A 16,368-nucleotide genomic window follows, 5' to 3' on the forward strand; every position below is an offset into this window, starting at 1 on the left:
TCTTGAAGGCTGCCCGCTCACGCCAAGGCCTCCCACGAGAGAGACCCGGTATATCGGTGGGTCGTGTGTCCCGCGTCATCAAGCGTGAAGAGGAACAGCCAGCCATTGTCCACCAGCTCACGGACCTTTGGCTGTCTTGAGAGCACCTCGGAGATCGCTTCAGGCTCAGCCGCTATGAAAGCGCTCAGACGAACGGGCTCGTGGACGAAGTGCTTTCCGTCGTGCACGGACTGGAGGGGCAGCCCTGGTCGCAAATCGCCCGCGTTGCCTTCAAGAACGCCGACCCGTCCGCAGACGTTGTGAAGCGTCTTGTCGCCCGCACCGAAGGCGGCGTTGTCCACAGTAGAGCCGTAGTACTGCAGGCTGATCCAGCTCGCCACGATCAAGGGCGCGGTCAGGATCAACTCAAGCACCTCGAGCCCAGGATCGGCATTGCGATCATAGCTGTGCAGGAAAACCCTGCCTTCAAGGTCGCGCCCTCTGGTGATCGATCTCGGAGCGGCAATGAAGGCGGCCGCCCGGGCAAGTCCCCATTCCGGCCGCACCTGGGACCAGTCTCCGCTCCGCGCCAGGACAGCATCCTCCTGGCCGGGCTGAAGTCCCATGAGGCCCGCGCGTTCAGCGCGCGCCAGGCGAGACGCCGTCCCGAAGTGATCGAGGGCGTGTGCGAGTTCAATACGGTGGCTTGCGGGGACCTGATCACGGTCCATGATCCACAGAGTGTCCGTTGTGGTGTCGTGCAGGCCGGCCACGAACCAGGTATCCGTCGGGATACGGATACCTCTTTGAGCGAGTTCGCCGCGAACGGCCGGCTCGTTGAGGAGCGCGGCGGCGAACCGGGCGTTCGGCGCACCGCTGTGACCGCCGCATGCGCCGCAATCGAGACTGGCTTTGTGAGCGTTGTTGGTCGTGCTTGATCCGTGACCGACCATAAGCACGAGGCGCGCGAAGTCTTCGACGAGCGACATGTCTTTGAGCGCGCCTTCGGCAAGTGCGGCCCGCCTTGCCAAGTCGAGGCCGTCACTCATGAGGGATGGCGTTTCGGGGGCTGCGAACGCGCCCGCATCGCCCTTGGCCGCCAACGCGAGTTTCGCTCCGTAAGACAAGCCAAACGCCTCGACGAAGCCAAAGCATGAAACCGCCGATTGCTTGAGCTGGCTCAAGAACGAACTCGCCGTCGTCGAGCGTTTGATCAGATTGCCACTTGGCTTCAAGACCGCCTGGAGATTGACGGTCGGGCGAAGCAGAACGGGGCATTGGGCGTGCGCTTCTTCATCGCCCTGGCCGTAATTGAGCGGCATGCCAAAGAAGCCGGCGAACCCGAGCGTCTCGGCTTCAGGCCAGACGGCTTCCAGGGCTCGGCGATATGTCTCCGAGCGTACATCGATGCAAAAGACGGCCTGCAGCGCAGGACGGAATGACGCTCTTGGTTCAGGTCCTCCGGAGAGCATGCGGAAGAACCGCCGCTGCAGGGCGATCTCGTAGGCGCGGTGGAGCGCCAGATCGATCGCCAGGTCGTCCGCCGCGGCCAACGCGCCCTGGGACGCCTCCCCGCTGGCGACGGCTTCGCGCCAGGCGAAAACGAACGCCGTGTCCTTGCGCTGGCGGTAGAGCGCATAGCCCCACACGACCCGTATCGCGAGGAGGTCGACCAGCCGCCCGCCCGCGACGCCGGAGCGTTCCTCTTCCCAGTCCAAGCGGCGGACGTAGGCGGCCCAGCCCCGGACGTCGTAGAGCGCCCGGTATAGGTAGTCTGTCCACTGATCGACGGGAATCGCCAGCCTCTCCAGAACCTCGGCAATCGCTTCGACCGGGTTAGCGGCCAGGCCAGCGACCGTGTCCGCCAACCCCTTCACCCCCATGGCGCGTGAATTTCCATCAAATCGGACGGACCACCGCCAGGCCGTGTACAGGGGCATGTCGCGCCAGGGCGCGGGCCACGCCGCCTCCCCTTCGTCGAAGTAGGCCGCGCACCACTTGGAGATTTCGTCGACCATGAAGGCCGTCCGCGACACCTGCCGGTCGCCCGCGGCCAGCTTGTCCAGGACGTCGGCCACGGTCGCGATGCGCCTGACAGGCGACGCTGCTGGGGGGTCGAGGGCGAGGGCGCGGATCAACCGCTCCGCCGTCAATCCTGCGCCGGGCGGCGCCTCCGAAAGCGCGGCGGCCAGGTCAACTGGCTCAATCCGACCGGCCTGGAGCGCCTGGCGGTAGAAGTCCCGCGGCATCACAGCCCGCGCCCCGGTGAGGCGCCGGAGTTCGCGAACTGCGCTGGCGAACGGCAGTCCCGAAAAGCCTAGAAAGGGATTGACCGCGACAAAGCTCGAAAGCGGCCAAAGCGGCGCTATGCGCTCGCACGCCTGCTTGATCGCGCCTTTCAGGCGCGCGCTTTTCGACCAGCTGGGTTTGAGGGATTGGACGGGTTGCGCCCGATCTGTCGGGAGTTCGCTGACGGCGAGGCTCATTGGGCCGCTCCATAGGGTTTGGCATTGAGGTGCGGCGCAGGCCAGAGCCTGAGCACCCACCGATTGGCCAAGGTGTTGAGATAGAAGCCATTCGAAGCGAGGGCGTAGGCGCGTGCCCACGCGGGCGAATTGGCGCGGCCGGGAAGCTGAAGCTGGAGGCAGACCAGGCCGGTCATCAGGGCAATGACGATGATCGCGGCGCTGGCCGCCTGCCACGTCGGCTGGGCGGCATGCGCGTCCAAAATCCTGGCGAAGAGCGCCTGGCCAGCCGCATACGAGGCGACAACCACCGTGCTGCCGAGGACAATGTGGACGGGGGAGCGTCCCGGGCTTTGCGAAAGCCAGATGCGCGCTAGCCCCAGGAATAGCACCACCCACAGCACGAACGCGCCAGGCTGCTGTGTTGGCCCCGCGCCCACCGCACTAGCGGCGAATGCGCTCAGCACGACCGAGGCAGGAATCGCCAGGGTCGTCGCCATTGACGCCGGGGGCGAGACGGGAAGGGAGACCTTGGCGGTCGCGATTGCGCCAGCCGAAAGAAAGGCGTGCGCCTTGTAGAGCGCGTGCGCAACGATGTGGAGCAGAGCCGCCGGAAACGCGCCCAGACCGCATTCCAGCAACATGAACCCCATTTGGGCGACCGTAGAGTACGCGAGCCTCACCTTCACCGAGGTCTGGGGCAGCATGGCGAGCGAGCCGAAGATCGCGGTCGTGGCGCCAATGATGGTCAACAGGCCCAGGGCGCCAGGATTGCTCGCCACAACCTCGCCAAACCGCAGCAGCAGAAAGCCACCCGCATTCACCACACCGGCGTGCAACAACGCCGAGACGGGTGTTGGCGTCTCCATGACCTCCAGGATCCAGCCATGAAGGGGGAGCTGCGCCGAGCTGAGGATCGCCGCCAGCGCCAGCAGCACGGACGCGGCGCTCCATTCGGCCCCTTGGGCGCCGTGGGCCAGCGCCAAGATCACCTGAATGTCCGCGCTGCCGGCCGCATGCCAGAGGCAGGCGCAGGCCCCCACCAGAGAGGCTTCTGCAAGTCGGCTCGCCAGGAACCGTTTGCGGGCTGCAAGAATCGCCGCCGGCCGCTGGGCGCGGAAGAGAAGAAGCCGGTTTATGCAGAAGCCGACGCCAATCCAGCAGAGAACCAGCTGCCCAAGATTGCCTGCCAGCGCCAAGCCTTGGACGAACCCGAGGGTCAGGCAAAGGTCACGAACGAAACGGCTCTGCCGAGGATCACCATCCAGGTAGTTGCGACTGTAGGCCACGACGATCAGGCCAATGAAGGCGATCAGCGCGCAGAACACCGTGCTCAGAAGATCAATCCGCTCGGCAAATCCGAAGCCCTCCAGCCCGACGAGGGGCGTTTGAGCCCTGCCGATCAGGGCCGACTGGAGGAGGCCCAGTGTCGCTGCGCCAAGCGAGGCCCAGCTGGCAAGGCGTGAGGATTTCAGGATCGGGAAGGCGCGCTCAGGGACGATTGCAGCGGCCAGATAGGCGAGCGGGGCGGCTGCGGCGAGCCAGATGATCCAGGTCACTTGTCGTCTCCGATGCGAAGGCGACCCACCTCTTATGCATGGAGAAACATTCGTGGAAATTCATTCTTTGAAGCTCATCGTTCGCTTTTGTATAAAAGCCGAATGGCACAGCTGAACTACAACCACCTCCGGTACTTCTGGGTGATCGCTCACGAGGGCGGGTTGGGGCGCGCCGCCGAGAAATTGAATGTCGCGCCCTCCGCCTTGTCGGTTCAGCTCCAGAAGCTGGAACTTCAGATTGGCCATCAGCTGTTCGAGCGAGTCGGAAAGCGGCTGCGCCTCACCGAGGCTGGGCGAGTGGCGCTCGACTATGCCGACACGGTTTTCAAGACCGGCGAAGAACTCCTCAACACCTTGCAGGGTCGCGTTGACCTCGACCGCAAGGTTCTCCGGGTTGGCGCGATCCCGACGATGTCGCGCAATTTCCAGCTGGAGTTTCTGCGGCCGCTGGTTGGTCGGGACGACGTCGAGCTCGTCGTCAGATCGGGCGCCCTGCGTGAACTCCTCCAGGATCTCGAGGCCTTGGTCATCGACGTGGTGCTGTCCAACAGTCCGGCGCCTCAGGACGCGCGATCCGCATTCCGCAGCCTTCTTCTCGACGAAGAGCCTGTCAGCGTGGTCGGGCGAACGGGGCCTGCGCCCTTTCAATTTCCGGCGGATCTGCACGGCGCTCCCTTACTCCTGCCGAGCCTGGGCAGCGAGGTCAGGTCAGCGTTCGATCGCATGATCGATCTGGCAGGCGTGCGGCCAATCATCATGGCGGAGGTGGACGACATGGCGATGCTGCGGCTCCTCGCCCGCGAGCGGCAAGCCTATGCTCTCGTTCCGCCGATCGTCGTGCGCGACGAACTGAAGAGCGGGATGCTGCGTGAACTTCATCAAGTTCAAGGTCTTGCTGAGCGGTTCTACGCCATCACTCAGGTTCGAAGGTTCCCCAATCCCTTGCTCGACGAGCTGCTTCCTGGCGCGACGTCAAAGGACTGATGTCTCGCCATCGGCGCGCCGGAGGGCGGCAGTCAGCGCCTGCCGTCGCGCCGGCAACTGCCCCTTCGCCCTTGACATCCAAATGCGGACCTCGCGAGCGTCCGAGAAGGGTGGAAAGGGGAACTAGAGGCAAGGGTTCATAACGGGCTCACGAGGCTTCGCGAGAAGCGTCCGGACCGACGAGGCCACGCGGGCGGGAGAGATGCTGCGGAATACTGCCAGGTCGCTTCCTCGACAGTAACTCTCGAAGTCGCTCCTATGAAGTTGATCGATGAATGCCTCCGAAGTTCGGCGTTTGAAATCCTCCAATGCAGCGCGGGTCGGATGTACTGACGAGTTAGCGATGATGAAGTCGTCGATGTCCAAGACAGCCTTGTCTATCGCGTCATCGGTTGACGTTCGCGGCAATCGGCATGCCTTTGTGGCCGCCTGTACCTCGAGGTCCATAGACCACACGCACAGCACCGCGCCGGAGCTTGTGCGGTCATACGCGAATTGAGCCTGGCCTAGGGCGAATTGCTTTGCCTGTGGTTCGGGGAGCGCGGCGGGCCCGCTTAGCAGAACTGCCGCAATGACCACAGGTGCAAGTGCCCCTCTCCGCATCGTGGCGACTCCGCTATCCCAGCCTAAGCTCTCTTCTTGCCCGTAGGTTGCATAGTCGGCAACGGGTCGAAGATCGACTGCGAGCACGGCCCCCGTACCGGACAATCACAGGGCCCGCCCGCAGGGCGCAGGCCTCCGGTACGCCTCGCGCGCGAGGGGCTCGACGTCGGCCGGGCCGCCGTGGAACGCCGGAGGGGCCGCGCCCCCTATCCGCGCGCCTTCAGCGGGGCGGCGCCGTCGGCGTAGCTTTCGTTGAGGTAGACTTCGGCCTCCTGCGGCGACAGGGCCGGGGCGTAGCCGAAGCCCTGGCCGTAGTCGCAGCCGAGGCTGAGCAGGGCGCGGGCCATGACGGCGTTCTCGACCCCTTCGGCCACCACCTCCAGCGCCAGGTCCTGGCCCAGCTTGATCACCGAGCGGACGATCTTGGCCGAGCCCTCGTTGGTGGCCATGGTGCGCACGAAATAGCGGTCGATCTTCAGGGTGTCGAACGGCAGGCGCGTCAGGTAGCTGAGCGAGGAGAAGCCGGTGCCGAAGTCGTCCAGCGCCAGGCCCGCGCCGGCGTCGCGCAGGGCCCGCAGCGTCTGCGCGGCCTTGTCCGGGTCGCGCATGATGTCGCTCTCGGTGATCTCCAGCTTCAGCGCGCCCTTGGGCAGCTCGTTCTTGCGCACCAGCGCCGCCACGTCCTCGATCAGGCCGGGGCGGTCGATCTCGCCGGTGGACAGGTTCACCGAGCAGGTCATGTGCTCCATGGCCGGGTGCGCCTTGCGCCAGGCGCCCAGCTGCCGGGCCGAGGCGCGCATCATATGCGAGCCGAGCTCGACCATCAGCCCCATCTCGTCCATCAGCCCCAGGAAGTCGTCGGGGGCCAGGAAGCCGCGCCGCGGGTGGCGCCAGCGCGCCAGGGCCTCGAAGCCGGACAGCTCGCCGGTGGAGAGGCGCACGATCGGCTGGAAGAAGGGCACGATCTCGCCGCGTCCGATGGCGCCGCGCAGGTCGGCCTCCAGGGCCAGGCGCGACAGGCCGTCGCCCTCCAGCGCCTTGCCGTAGGCCGCCGCCTGGGGCGCGCCGCGGCCGGCGTTCTTGGCCGCCTCCACCGCCAGCTCCGCCCGGCGCAGCAGCTCGGCCGCCTCCTGGGCGTCGTCGCCGCCCTCGGCGCGCACGGCGCCGATGGCCAGGGTGGGCAGGATGTCGAAGCCGGCCACGCGCAGCGGCTGCTCCAGCGCCCGGCGCAGCACCTCGGCGTTGTCGCCAGCGCCGGTCGGGACCATCACCGCGAACTCGTCCTCGCCGATCCGCGCCAGCAGCGCCTCGCGCGGGAAGGCGGCCGCCAGGCGAGAGCCCAGGGCGGCCAGCACCAGGTCGGCGCGCTCGTGGCCCAGGGCCTCGTTCAGGCGGCGCAGCCGGTTGAGGTCGGCCACCACCAGTTCGTACTCGCCGGCCTCGTTCAGCCGCTCGCGAGCGCGGGCGACGAAGCTGCGGCGGTCCAGCAGGCCGGTCAGCGGGTCGGCCTCGGAGCCGACGAAACGGGTCTCGCGGGCGGCGACGCCGGCGGCGCGCAGGCCCTCCTCCAGCCAGATGCCGCGCCACAGGCACGGCTCGGCTCCGCGCATGCGAACCCGGGCCGCGACCTCGACCCCCGGCTCACGCACCCGGAGCAGATCTTCGACCCCGGCGCGATCCTGCGGCAGCACCAGGGAGCGGATGGCGGCGGAAGAGCACTCGGGGGCCAGCGGGCCCATGCCCAGCGCGCGCGAGGCGCCCGTGAGTCGCAGGCGGTCCTTCTCCGGCTCCCAGAGCCAGAGCGCGACATCGGCGGCGCCCAGCGCCTCCAGCACCGTCGTCGCATCCCAGACCAATGGTGACGCCATCGTCACTCCGCGAACTAAACGAGCACGTCCTCGTGCCTCTGCTCGCTGGCCGGGGCCGGCGAGATCAGACCAAACAGGAGATGATCTCGCCAAATACCGTTAATTCTCAGATAAGCACGGGCCATTCCCTCGTGCTTGAAACCGGCCTTCAGCAGCACCCCGCGCGAGGCCTCGTTGGTCGGGATGCAGGCCGCCTCGATGCGGTGCAGCCCCAGCCGGGTGAAAGCGAAGCGGGTGACGGCGTTCACCGCCGCCACCGTATAGCCCTGGCGGGTGAAGGGCTGGCCGACCCAGTAGCCGATCGAGCCCATCTGTGCGACGCCGCGCCGCACGTTCGACAGGGTGATGCCGCCGACCATCGCCCCGTCCGTCTGACGGAACACCAGGAAGGGATAGGCCAGGCCCCGCTCCAGATCGTGGGCGTAGGCCTGCAGCCGCCGCTTGTAGGCGCCGCGGGTGAGATCGTCGCGAGGCCAGGTCGGCTCCCACGGTTGCAGGAAATCGCGCGAGCGCGCGCGCAGGTCGGCCCACTCGGCGAAGTCGCCGCTACGATGCGGGCGCAGGCGGACCTTGTCGCCCTCGAGGCGCAGGTCGTTGTCCGGCGACATCCAGTCCAGCAGAGCCATGGCCGATTTTGGCGCCGATCCCGTCCGAAAGCCAAGCGTCCGCTGCGACTTAATCTAGGCGAAAAGCGCCTCGCGCAGCCGTCCTCCGGCGCGGGACGCGCCCTTGGCGCCCAGCACGCTGGTGGCGGCGCGGCCAGGGGCGAGCGCGCGGACGCCGACCCGGACCAGGTCGTCGATGGTCACGGCGTCGATGCGTTCGGCGATTTCGGCGGAGGACAGCAGGCGATCGAAGGACAGCAGCTGCGAGGCGGCCTGCTCGGCGCGGGTCAGCAGGGACTCGCGCCCCATGAACACGAAGGCCTTGAGCTGCGCCTTGGCGCGGGCCAGTTCGGAGGGGTCCACACCCGCCGCCATGGCGCGGATCTGCTGGCCTGTGACCTCCGCCAGGCGGCCGGCGTCCTTGGCCGCGCAGCCGGCGTAGACGCCCAGCACCCCGGCGTCGTCGTAGATGTCGGAGAAGGCGTCGATGGCGTAGGCCAGGCCCAGCTTCTCGCGCGCCTCCTGGAACAGGCGCGAGGACATGCCGCCCCCCAGGATTTCCACGAACAGCCGCAGGGCGAAATGGTCGGGGTCCTTGAGGCCCGGCGCGGGCAGCATGAACACCACGTGCGCCTGCTCCAGCCGGCGCACCTCGACGGCGTCGCCGCCGGTGAAGCTGGCGGGATCGGCCGCGGCGGCGGCGGGCGAGGCGGCCGCGCCGAAGTGGGCCTCGGCGAGACGCAGCAGTTCGTCTTCGTCGACGGCGCCCGCGGCGCTGACCACCAGCCGGTCGGGCGCGTAGAGGGCGGCGCGCCAGGCCTCGATCGCCGCGGGCGTGGCCGGCGCCAGGGCCTCCGGCGTGCCGAGGATCGGCCGGCCGATGGCCTGGCCGGCGAAGGCCTGGGTCTGGGCCAGCTCGAAGACCTGGTCGTCGGGGGTGTCGGCCGCCTCGGCGATCTCCTGGCCGACGACCTGCTTCTCGCGGACCAGGTCGCCCTCGTCCAGGGTGGGTCGCTGAACCAGATCGGCGGTCACCGCCATGGCCAGCTCCAGCCCGCCGCGCAGGGCGCGGACCTGGAAGCTCGTGCGCTCGTGCCCGGTGGCGGCGTTGATCTGGCCGCCGGCGGCTTCGATCGCCTCGACGATGTCGCGCGCCGAGCGCTGGCCGGCGCCCTTGAACACCATGTGCTCCAACAGATGCGACCAGCCCGAGCGGGCCTCGTCCTCCCAGCGCGAGCCGCGGCCGGCGACGACGCTGAGCGCCAGGGTCTCATAGCCCGGCGCCGGGTCGCAGATGACGGTGACGCCGTTGGCCAGACGATGGAGGTTGGGGGCGCCGCTCAAGCCTTCACGAAATCCCGCACATAGGTCTTCACCGCCTCGGCATCGGCGGCGATGGAGTCGAAACGTTCCGGCAGGCCGGCCTGTGTCTGCACCACCGGCGGGGCCGCCGGCGTGACGCCGGCCGCGGCGTATACCGCCTCGGGGAACTTGGCCGGATGGGCGGTGGAAAGCACCACCACCGGGGTCGTCGGCTTCACCGGGCCCACGCGGTTCGCGCCGGCAAGGGCCACGGCCGTGTGCGGGTCCACCAGGGCGCCGGTGGCGTTCAGCGTCGCCAGGATGGTGCGCGAGGTCTCCGCCTCGTCCACCGCCACGCCGCGGAACAGCCGGGCGATCTCGGCGCGGGCGGCGGGCGGCAGGTCGATCGCGCCAGAGGCGGCGAACGCGCGGAAGGCGCGGCCGGTCTCGACGCCGTTGCGCGCCACGCCCTCGAAGTACAGCCGCTCGAAGTTGGAGGCGACCTGGATGTCCATCGCCGGGCTCTGGGTGGCCATGCCCTCGCCCTTGGCGTAGCGGCCCTCTTCCACCGCGCGGGCGACGATGTCGTTGGAGTTGGTGGCCACCACCATGCGCTCGATCGGCAGGCCCATGCGCGAGGCCACGTATCCGGCGAAGGCGTCGCCGAAGTTGCCGGTGGGGATCACGAAGCTCACCGGCCGGTGCGGCGCGCCGAGGGCCGCGGCGGCCACGAAATAGTACACCGCCTGGGCGGCGATGCGGGCGAAGTTGATCGAGTTCACGGCCGACAGGTCGACAGCGTGGGCGAACTGGGCGTCCTGGAACAGCCCTTTCAGGATCGCCTGGCAGTCGTCGAAATCGCCGGCCACCGACAGGGTGCGCACGTTGTCGTCGGTGACGGTGGTCATGAAGCGGCGCTGCACCGGCGAGATGCGGCCGTCCGGGAACATGGCGACGATGCGCACGTTGCGCCGGCCGCGGAACGCCTCCACCGCGGCCCCGCCGGTGTCGCCGGAGGTGGCGCAGACGATGGTCATGGTGCGGCCGGCCTCGCCCAGGGCGTGGTCGTAGAGCCGGGCCAGCAGCTGCATGGCCACGTCCTTGAACGCCAGGGTCGGCCCGTGGAACAGCTCCAGCAGGAAGCGGCCGGGGGCCAGCTGGCGCAGCGGGGTCACCGCATCGTGGGCGAAGCTGGCGTAGGCCTCGGCGCAGACCTCGGCAATGACGTCTTCGGACAGCTCGCCGTCGGCGAAGGCGGAGATCACCGCGGCGGCGACCTCGGCGTACGGACGCCCGGCGAAGCTGGCGAGCTTTTCGGCGCTGAACTGCGGCCAGGTCTCCGGCACGTACAGGCCGCCGTCCGGCGCCAGGCCCGACAGCACCGCGTCCAGGAATCCGACCGCCGGCGCCTCGCCGCGCGTGGAGACGTACTTCATTTCACTCCACCCTTCCGAAAGAGCAGGGCGGCATAGACGCCGGCCAGGGCGGCGGCAAGGCCGAACCAGGTCAGGGCGTACTCCAGGTGCCGGTTGGGGATGTCGATCGGCAGCGGCGCGGCGGTGATCCCCGCCGGGGCCGGATACTCCCGCTCGACCACCAGCATCAGCCGCGGGGCAGGCAGCCGGGTGGCCGCGGTCAGCGCCTTCAACGCGTGGTCGCGCGACTGGTAGCCGCTGGCGGCGGTCTCCTTGAGGTCCTTCTGCGTGAAGTTCGGCGCGTCGACGTTGCGCAGCACCCCCACCACCTGGCGCACGTCCGGCACGGCCTGGTTGGGCGGGGTCATGCCCACCGCCCCGGCCAGCACCCCGCGATCGATGGCGATCATGCCGTAGCCGGGATCGTCGATGGCGCAGGGGCTGATCGGCCGCCAATGGATGTCGGTGCCCTCGATCGCGTAGAGGAACACCCGGCTCTGCGGGAACTGGAACGGCAGGCAGTCGGCGCTGACCCGTTGGAACTCGACGTTCTCGCCCTTGGCCGCCCGCGCCAGCACGGCGTCCAGCGGCTGCGGCGCGGCGGTCTTCAGCGCCGCGACGTGCGCAAGGATGCCTTCCTTCCACTTCAGCCGCTGCAGCTGCCAGACCCCCAGGCCCAGCAGGATCGCCACGCCGACCGCCGCGGCGATGGTCAGGCCGATCGGAAAACGGCGCGAGGCGGCCGGCGTCTCAGATGTCATCACGCCCGGCCTCGGACGCCCGGTTGGCGAACTGGGCGGCCAGCATCAGCCCCTTGGTGGGGCGCAGCAGCGCCAGGCACAGCCCCAGGGCCACGAGCATCCAGATGGAAAGGTTGAGCCAGATCGGCGGGCGGGCGGCGACTTCGGTGAACAGCGCCCCGAACACCGCCAGGAAGCCGGCGATGATGATCACGAACACGGCCGGCCCGTCGCCGCTGTCGGCCTTGGCCAGGTCGAAACCGCAGGCCGAGCAGGTCGCCGAAACGCGAAGAAAGCCCTCGAAGAGAGGGCCTTCCCCGCAGTTCGGACAGCGCCCCGCCAACCCGGCGAGGAAGGGGTTTACCCCCGGCTTTGGAGTCAATGACCCCAGCCTGCGCCGAAGATCACGTAGATGAAGGTGAACAGGAACAGCCACACCACGTCGACGAAGTGCCAGTACCAGGCGGCGGCCTCGAAGCCGAAGTGCTGCTTGGGCGAGAAGCCCCCGTTCATCATCCGGATCAGGCAGACGATCAGGAAGATCGTGCCGACCAGCACGTGGAAGCCGTGGAAGCCGGTGGCCATGAAGAAGGCCGAGCCATAGAGGCCGGCGTTCGAGGCTTCGGAATTGAAGAACAGCTTCTCGGACAGGATGTGGTGGTACTCGTACGCCTGGATCGAGGTGAACAGCATGCCCAGCAGGATGGTCAGGATCAGGCCGGTCTGAGCCGACTTGCGATCGCCCTGCTGCAGGGCGTGGTGCGACCAGGTCACCGTGGTGCCCGACAGCAGCAGCGTCAGGGTGTTGATCAGCGGCAGGTGGAAGGCGTCGACCGTCTCGACGCCCTTCGGCGGCCAGGTGGCCCACGCGCTCTTCACGTCATCCAGGGCCGAACCGGTGCGCACGTGATGGAACAGCGCCATCTCGAAGAAGATCCAGAACCAGGCGACGAAGAACATCACCTCCGAGGCGATGAACAGGATCATGCCGTAGCGCAGGCCGATGGAGACCACCGGGGTGTGGTCGCCGGCGTTGGCTTCCTTCACCACGTCCGACCACCAGCCGATCATGGTCCAGAACACGCCCAGGAAGCCGACGCCGAGCAGCACCCAGTTCCCCTTCGGGAACACGGCGAAGCCCTTCAGACCGGCGACCAGGCCCATGGCCAGGACCACCGCCGCGATCGAGCCGATCAGCGGCCACGGGCTCGGATTGACGAGGTGGTAGTCGTGTTTGACGCCGTCGTGGGCCATGTCGCTGTCTTTAGCCTCTTCATCCCCCAGCGGCGCCCCCGGCGCCGCCGATCCTGAACATGAGTGGTGGTGCTATAGCCTTGCCCGCGCCTATCCGCCAAGGCCCTGCGCCGGCCTGGGAGCGCCGCTCCCCGCCGCCGCCTTGGCCCCGCTCTGATCGGTCGCGGGAAAGAAGGTGTAGGACAGTGTGATCTCGTGTTGCGTGGCGTTGTCCGGGTCCTTGGCGTACCGCGGATCCACATAGTAGACGACCGGGAACTCGACCGTCTCGCCGGGCTTGATGGTCTGGTTCTTGAAGCAGAAGCATTCCAGCTTCGAGAAGTACGGTCCCGCCGTCTGGGGCGCGACGTTGTACAGCGCCCGGCCGGTGACGGCGACCGGACCGGTGTTGGTGGCGCGGAAGAAGGCCAGCTTGCTCTCGCCGAGCTTGAGCACCTGGGTGCGCTGCACCGGCTCGAAGCTCCACGACAGGCCGCGCACGTTGGTGTCGAAGCGGATGGTGACGGTCTGGTCGGAGACCGCCGAAGTGTTGGCGTCGGCGCGCTTGACCGCGCCGGCGAACCCGGTGGCCTGGCAGAATTTCTTGTACAGCGGCACGGAGGCGAACGCCGCCCCCACCATGCCGCAGAAGACGAAGGCGCAGATCAGGGCGACGCGGGCGTTGCCGCCCGACCGCCTAGGCCGGGTGGGGGAGCGCGACATTTCCGCCGATCTTGACGATGGTGATGATGAACACGAGCGCGACGAAGGCCAGCAGGCCGAGCGCGATCGCCAGGCTGCGCCCGCGCCGCGCCTTGGCCGCCTGATCGCCTTCGTTCCAGGGATCGCTCACAGCCGCACCCCCGTCAGGGTGGTCAGCAGCGTCAGGGGCTCGACGCCCAGCACGCGCTCGACCAGCAGGGCGGCGAACATCACGAACAGGTAGAGGATCGAGAAGGCGAACAGGTTGCGCGCCGCCTTGGCGCCGGCCCGCACGTCATAGAGGGCCGCGTCGCGCTCGCGCGGGTCGGGCATGTCGCCGGCCCGGCTGGCGGCGAGCCGCGCGGCCAGGATCAGGAACACCGCCCCGCCCAGGCCCGCCACGGCCAGGTAGATCGGTCCGCCCAGGCCAGTGAAGGCGGGCGTCAGGCACAGCGGAACCAGGAACAGGCTGTAGGCCAGGATCTGGCGGCGGGTGGAGGCCGCGCCCTTGACCACGGGCATCATCGGCACGCCGGCCTTGGCGTAGTCCTCGCTGGTGTACAGCGACAGGGCCCAGAAGTGCGGCGGCGTCCAGAAGAAGATGATCGCCACCAGCAGCCAGGCGTTCAGCGGCGCCGTGCCCGAGGCCGCGGCCCAGCCCACCGCCGGCGGCAGCGCCCCGGCGAGGCCTCCGATGACGATGTTCTGCGCCGTCGAGCGCTTCAGCCACATGGTGTAGACCACGGCGTAGAACAGGATGGTGAAGGCCAGCAGGCCGGCGGCCAGGGCGTTCACCGCGATGCCCATCAGCCCCACCGAGAACAGCGACAGGGTGATGCCGAGCGCCAGGGCGTCGGCGCCCTGCACCCGGCCCGCCGGCACCGGCCGGCCGCGGGTGCGGCGCATGCGGGCGTCGATGTCGGCGTCGTACCACATGTTCAGCGCCGCCGAGGCGCCGGCGCCCACCGCGATGCACAGGATGGCCACCGCGCCCAGGATCGGGTTGATCGGCGTGCGCGCGCACAAGAGGCCGGTGACCGCGGTGAAGATCACCAGCGACATCACCCGCGGCTTGAGCAGCTGGACATAGTCCTGCCAGCGCGCGGGAGAGCGGCTGGCAGGGACGGCGATGGCGAGGTGATCGGTCATGAAGCCCAACCAGGCGCCCCGCCGAAGCGGAGCGCCGGGCCAAAGTCTAGTGGTGGCTGTCGGCGTGGATCACCGGCAGTTCGTTGAACTGGTGGAACGGCGGCGGCGACGGCAGGGTCCATTCCAGCGTCGTGGCGCCTTCGCCCCACGGGTTGGCGCGGGCCGGACGACGACGCACGGCCGCCTCCAGCAGCACCAGCAGGAACACCGCCAGACCCACCAGGGTGATCGCGTAGCCGATCGAGGACAGGTGGTTCCAGGTGTAGAAGCCCATCGGGTAGTCCGGGTTGCGCCGGGGCATCCCCTGCAGGCCCAGGAAGTGCTGCGGGAAGAAGATCAGGTTCACGCCGACGAACATGATCCAGAAGTGCAGCGTGCCGAGGAACTCGTTGTAGCGCACGCCCCACATCTTCTCGAACCAGTAGTAGAAGCCGGCGAAGATCGCGAACACCGCGCCCAGGCTGAGCACGTAGTGGAAGTGGGCGATCACGTAGTAGGTGTCGTGCAGGTTATAGTCGATGCCGGCGTTGGCCAGCACGACGCCCGTCACCCCGCCCACCGTGAACAGGAAGATGAAGCCGATCGCCCACAGCATGGGCGTCTTGAACTCGATGGAGCCGCCCCACATCGTGGCGATCCAGGAGAACACCTTCACGCCGGTGGGCACCGCGATGACCATGGTGGCGGCCACGAAGTAGGCCTGCAGGTCGACCGGCATGCCCACGGTGTACATGTGGTGCGCCCACACGATGAAGCCGAGGAAGCCGATGGCGACCATGGCGTAGGCCATCGCCAGGTAGCCGAACACCGGCTTGCGCGAGAAGGTCGAGACGATGTGGCTGATGATGCCGAAGCCCGGCAGGATCAGGATGTACACTTCCGGGTGGCCGAAGAACCAGAACAGGTGCTGGAACATCAGCGGATCGCCGCCGCCGGCCGGGTCGAAGAAGTGGGTGTGGAAGTTGCGGTCGGTCAGCAGCATGGTGATGGCGCCGGCCAGCACGGGCAGCGACAGCAGCAGCAGGAAGACAGTGACCAGGATCGCCCACACGAACAGCGGCATGCGGTGGATGGTCATCCCCGGCGCGCGCATGTTGAAGATGGTGGTGATGAAGTTGATGGCGCCGAGGATCGAGCTGGCGCCGGCCAGGTGGATGGCCAGGATGGCGAAGTCCATCGAGGGTCCGGTGTGGCCGGTGGTCGATAGCGGCGGATAGATCGTCCACCCGCCCCCGAAACCTCGTCCGGGACCGCCGTCGACGAAGGTCGATGTCAGCAGCAGCACCCACGACGAGCACAGCAGCCAGAAGCTGATGTTGTTCATCCGCGGGAAGGCCATGTCCGGCGCGCCGATCATCAGCGGCACGAACCAGTTGCCGAAGCCGCCGATCATCGCCGGCATGACCATGAAGAAGATCATGATCAGGCCGTGCGCCGTGGTGATCACGTAATAGGCGTGCTTGCCGGTGGCCTCGTTGGTGATGTGCAGGAACGGCGCGATCCACGAGTTGGGCGCGAAGATCTGCAGGCCCGGCTCGTACAGTTCCCAGCGGATCAGGCCGGAGAACAGCGCCCCGATGATGCCCGCCTGGATGGCGAAGATCATGTACAGGGTGCCGATGTCCTTGTGGTTGGTCGACAGGAACCAGCGGGTCCAGAACCCGGGCTTGTGGTCGTGCGCGGCGTGGGCGTCGTGCCCATCCGCGTGAGCGGCGCGTTCGTGGGTGTCTACGGCGTTGGCCATGGTCTGAGCTTTTCCTCGAA

The 16,368-nt window shown here is 68.1% G+C and carries 14 protein-coding genes; 1 reads left to right on the forward strand and 13 read right to left on the reverse strand.

Going from position 1 to position 16,368, the window contains the following annotated elements; translation table 11 throughout:
- Nucleotides 1–17: 17 nt before the first annotated feature.
- Together ACO2Q3_RS15950 and ACO2Q3_RS15955 are read right to left on the reverse strand one after the other, a co-directional pair.
- Entirely contained in the window at nucleotides 18–2,465 is a 2,448-nt protein-coding gene (locus ACO2Q3_RS15950; RefSeq protein ID WP_423308235.1) for a YbcC family protein, read from the reverse strand.
- Nucleotides 2,462–4,003, reverse strand: a complete 1,542-nt coding sequence (locus ACO2Q3_RS15955) for a proton-conducting transporter membrane subunit (protein WP_423308237.1) — start codon at nucleotides 4,001–4,003, stop codon at nucleotides 2,462–2,464. Before ACO2Q3_RS15955 ends, ACO2Q3_RS15950 begins: the two co-directional genes overlap by 4 nt.
- A gap of 102 nt (nucleotides 4,004–4,105) precedes the next feature.
- Between ACO2Q3_RS15955 and ACO2Q3_RS15960 the strand changes: the two genes are divergently transcribed.
- Entirely contained in the window at nucleotides 4,106–4,987 is an 882-nt protein-coding gene (locus ACO2Q3_RS15960; RefSeq protein WP_423308239.1) for a LysR family transcriptional regulator, read from the forward strand.
- 809 nt (nucleotides 4,988–5,796) lie between these two features.
- On the opposite strand, the gene ACO2Q3_RS15965 is transcribed toward ACO2Q3_RS15960, so the two are convergent.
- The 11 genes from ACO2Q3_RS15965 to ctaD all read right to left on the reverse strand — a co-directional run bounded on the left by ACO2Q3_RS15965 (nucleotide 5,797) and on the right by ctaD (nucleotide 16,348).
- Complete coding sequence (locus ACO2Q3_RS15965; protein ID WP_423308241.1) at nucleotides 5,797–7,458, reverse strand: putative bifunctional diguanylate cyclase/phosphodiesterase; 1,662 nt, start codon at nucleotides 7,456–7,458, stop codon at nucleotides 5,797–5,799.
- A 14-nt stretch (nucleotides 7,459–7,472) separates the two neighbouring features.
- The gene (locus tag ACO2Q3_RS15970) at nucleotides 7,473–8,084 is read right to left on the reverse strand and encodes a GNAT family N-acetyltransferase (RefSeq protein ID WP_423308243.1); all 612 of its coding nucleotides are present in this window, start codon (nucleotides 8,082–8,084) and stop codon (nucleotides 7,473–7,475) included.
- Nucleotides 8,085–8,138: 54 nt separating this feature from the next.
- Entirely contained in the window at nucleotides 8,139–9,407 is a 1,269-nt protein-coding gene (locus tag ACO2Q3_RS15975) for a M16 family metallopeptidase (RefSeq protein WP_423308245.1), read from the reverse strand.
- Entirely contained in the window at nucleotides 9,404–10,801 is a 1,398-nt protein-coding gene (gene thrC, locus ACO2Q3_RS15980; RefSeq protein WP_423308247.1) for a threonine synthase, read from the reverse strand. Before thrC ends, ACO2Q3_RS15975 begins: the two co-directional genes overlap by 4 nt.
- On the reverse strand, nucleotides 10,798–11,541 hold the full coding sequence (locus tag ACO2Q3_RS15985; RefSeq protein WP_423308249.1) for an SURF1 family protein: 744 nt from the start codon (nucleotides 11,539–11,541) through the stop codon (nucleotides 10,798–10,800). The genes thrC and ACO2Q3_RS15985 overlap by 4 nt, the downstream gene beginning before the upstream one ends.
- Nucleotides 11,531–11,956: a DUF983 domain-containing protein gene (locus ACO2Q3_RS15990; protein WP_423308251.1), complete on the reverse strand. Its 426-nt coding sequence runs from the start codon at nucleotides 11,954–11,956 to the stop codon at nucleotides 11,531–11,533. The genes ACO2Q3_RS15985 and ACO2Q3_RS15990 overlap by 11 nt, the downstream gene beginning before the upstream one ends.
- Entirely contained in the window at nucleotides 11,899–12,774 is an 876-nt protein-coding gene (locus ACO2Q3_RS15995; RefSeq protein WP_423308253.1) for a cytochrome c oxidase subunit 3, read from the reverse strand. Before ACO2Q3_RS15995 ends, ACO2Q3_RS15990 begins: the two co-directional genes overlap by 58 nt.
- A 90-nt stretch (nucleotides 12,775–12,864) precedes the next feature.
- Nucleotides 12,865–13,476: a cytochrome c oxidase assembly protein gene (locus ACO2Q3_RS16000; protein WP_423308255.1), complete on the reverse strand. Its 612-nt coding sequence runs from the start codon at nucleotides 13,474–13,476 to the stop codon at nucleotides 12,865–12,867.
- The gene (locus tag ACO2Q3_RS16005) at nucleotides 13,451–13,606 is read right to left on the reverse strand and encodes a hypothetical protein (RefSeq protein WP_423308257.1); all 156 of its coding nucleotides are present in this window, start codon (nucleotides 13,604–13,606) and stop codon (nucleotides 13,451–13,453) included. Before ACO2Q3_RS16005 ends, ACO2Q3_RS16000 begins: the two co-directional genes overlap by 26 nt.
- Nucleotides 13,603–14,604 carry a heme o synthase gene (locus tag ACO2Q3_RS16010; RefSeq protein ID WP_423308259.1) on the reverse strand — a complete coding sequence of 334 codons (1,002 nt, stop codon included), beginning with the start codon at nucleotides 14,602–14,604 and terminating at the stop codon, nucleotides 13,603–13,605. The genes ACO2Q3_RS16005 and ACO2Q3_RS16010 overlap by 4 nt, the downstream gene beginning before the upstream one ends.
- A gap of 46 nt (nucleotides 14,605–14,650) precedes the next feature.
- Nucleotides 14,651–16,348 (reverse strand): cytochrome c oxidase subunit I, encoded by a 1,698-nt coding sequence (gene ctaD, locus ACO2Q3_RS16015; RefSeq protein WP_423308261.1) that lies wholly within the window; start codon nucleotides 16,346–16,348, stop codon nucleotides 14,651–14,653.
- Nucleotides 16,349–16,368: the final 20 nt, after the last annotated feature.

Source organism: Caulobacter sp. KR2-114 (genome assembly GCF_049446115.1).
Lineage (GTDB): Bacteria > Pseudomonadota > Alphaproteobacteria > Caulobacterales > Caulobacteraceae > Acaudatibacter.

Bases quoted from the DNA above. Each gene is read 5' to 3' on its own strand.
- ACO2Q3_RS15950 (WP_423308235.1), bottom strand. From the start codon at position 2,465: ATGAGCCTCGCCGTCAGCGAACTCCCGACAGATCGGGCGCAACCCGTC.
- ACO2Q3_RS15960 (WP_423308239.1), top strand. From the start codon at position 4,106: ATGGCACAGCTGAACTACAACCACCTCCGGTACTTCTGGGTGATCGCT.
- ACO2Q3_RS15965 (WP_423308241.1), bottom strand. From the start codon at position 7,458: ATGGCGTCACCATTGGTCTGGGATGCGACGACGGTGCTGGAGGCGCTG.
- ACO2Q3_RS15970 (WP_423308243.1), bottom strand. From the start codon at position 8,084: ATGGCTCTGCTGGACTGGATGTCGCCGGACAACGACCTGCGCCTCGAG.
- thrC (WP_423308247.1), bottom strand. From the start codon at position 10,801: ATGAAGTACGTCTCCACGCGCGGCGAGGCGCCGGCGGTCGGATTCCTG.
- ACO2Q3_RS15985 (WP_423308249.1), bottom strand. From the start codon at position 11,541: ATGACATCTGAGACGCCGGCCGCCTCGCGCCGTTTTCCGATCGGCCTG.
- ACO2Q3_RS15995 (WP_423308253.1), bottom strand. From the start codon at position 12,774: ATGGCCCACGACGGCGTCAAACACGACTACCACCTCGTCAATCCGAGC.
- ACO2Q3_RS16000 (WP_423308255.1), bottom strand. From the start codon at position 13,476: ATGTCGCGCTCCCCCACCCGGCCTAGGCGGTCGGGCGGCAACGCCCGC.
- ACO2Q3_RS16010 (WP_423308259.1), bottom strand. From the start codon at position 14,604: ATGACCGATCACCTCGCCATCGCCGTCCCTGCCAGCCGCTCTCCCGCG.
- ctaD (WP_423308261.1), bottom strand. From the start codon at position 16,348: ATGGCCAACGCCGTAGACACCCACGAACGCGCCGCTCACGCGGATGGG.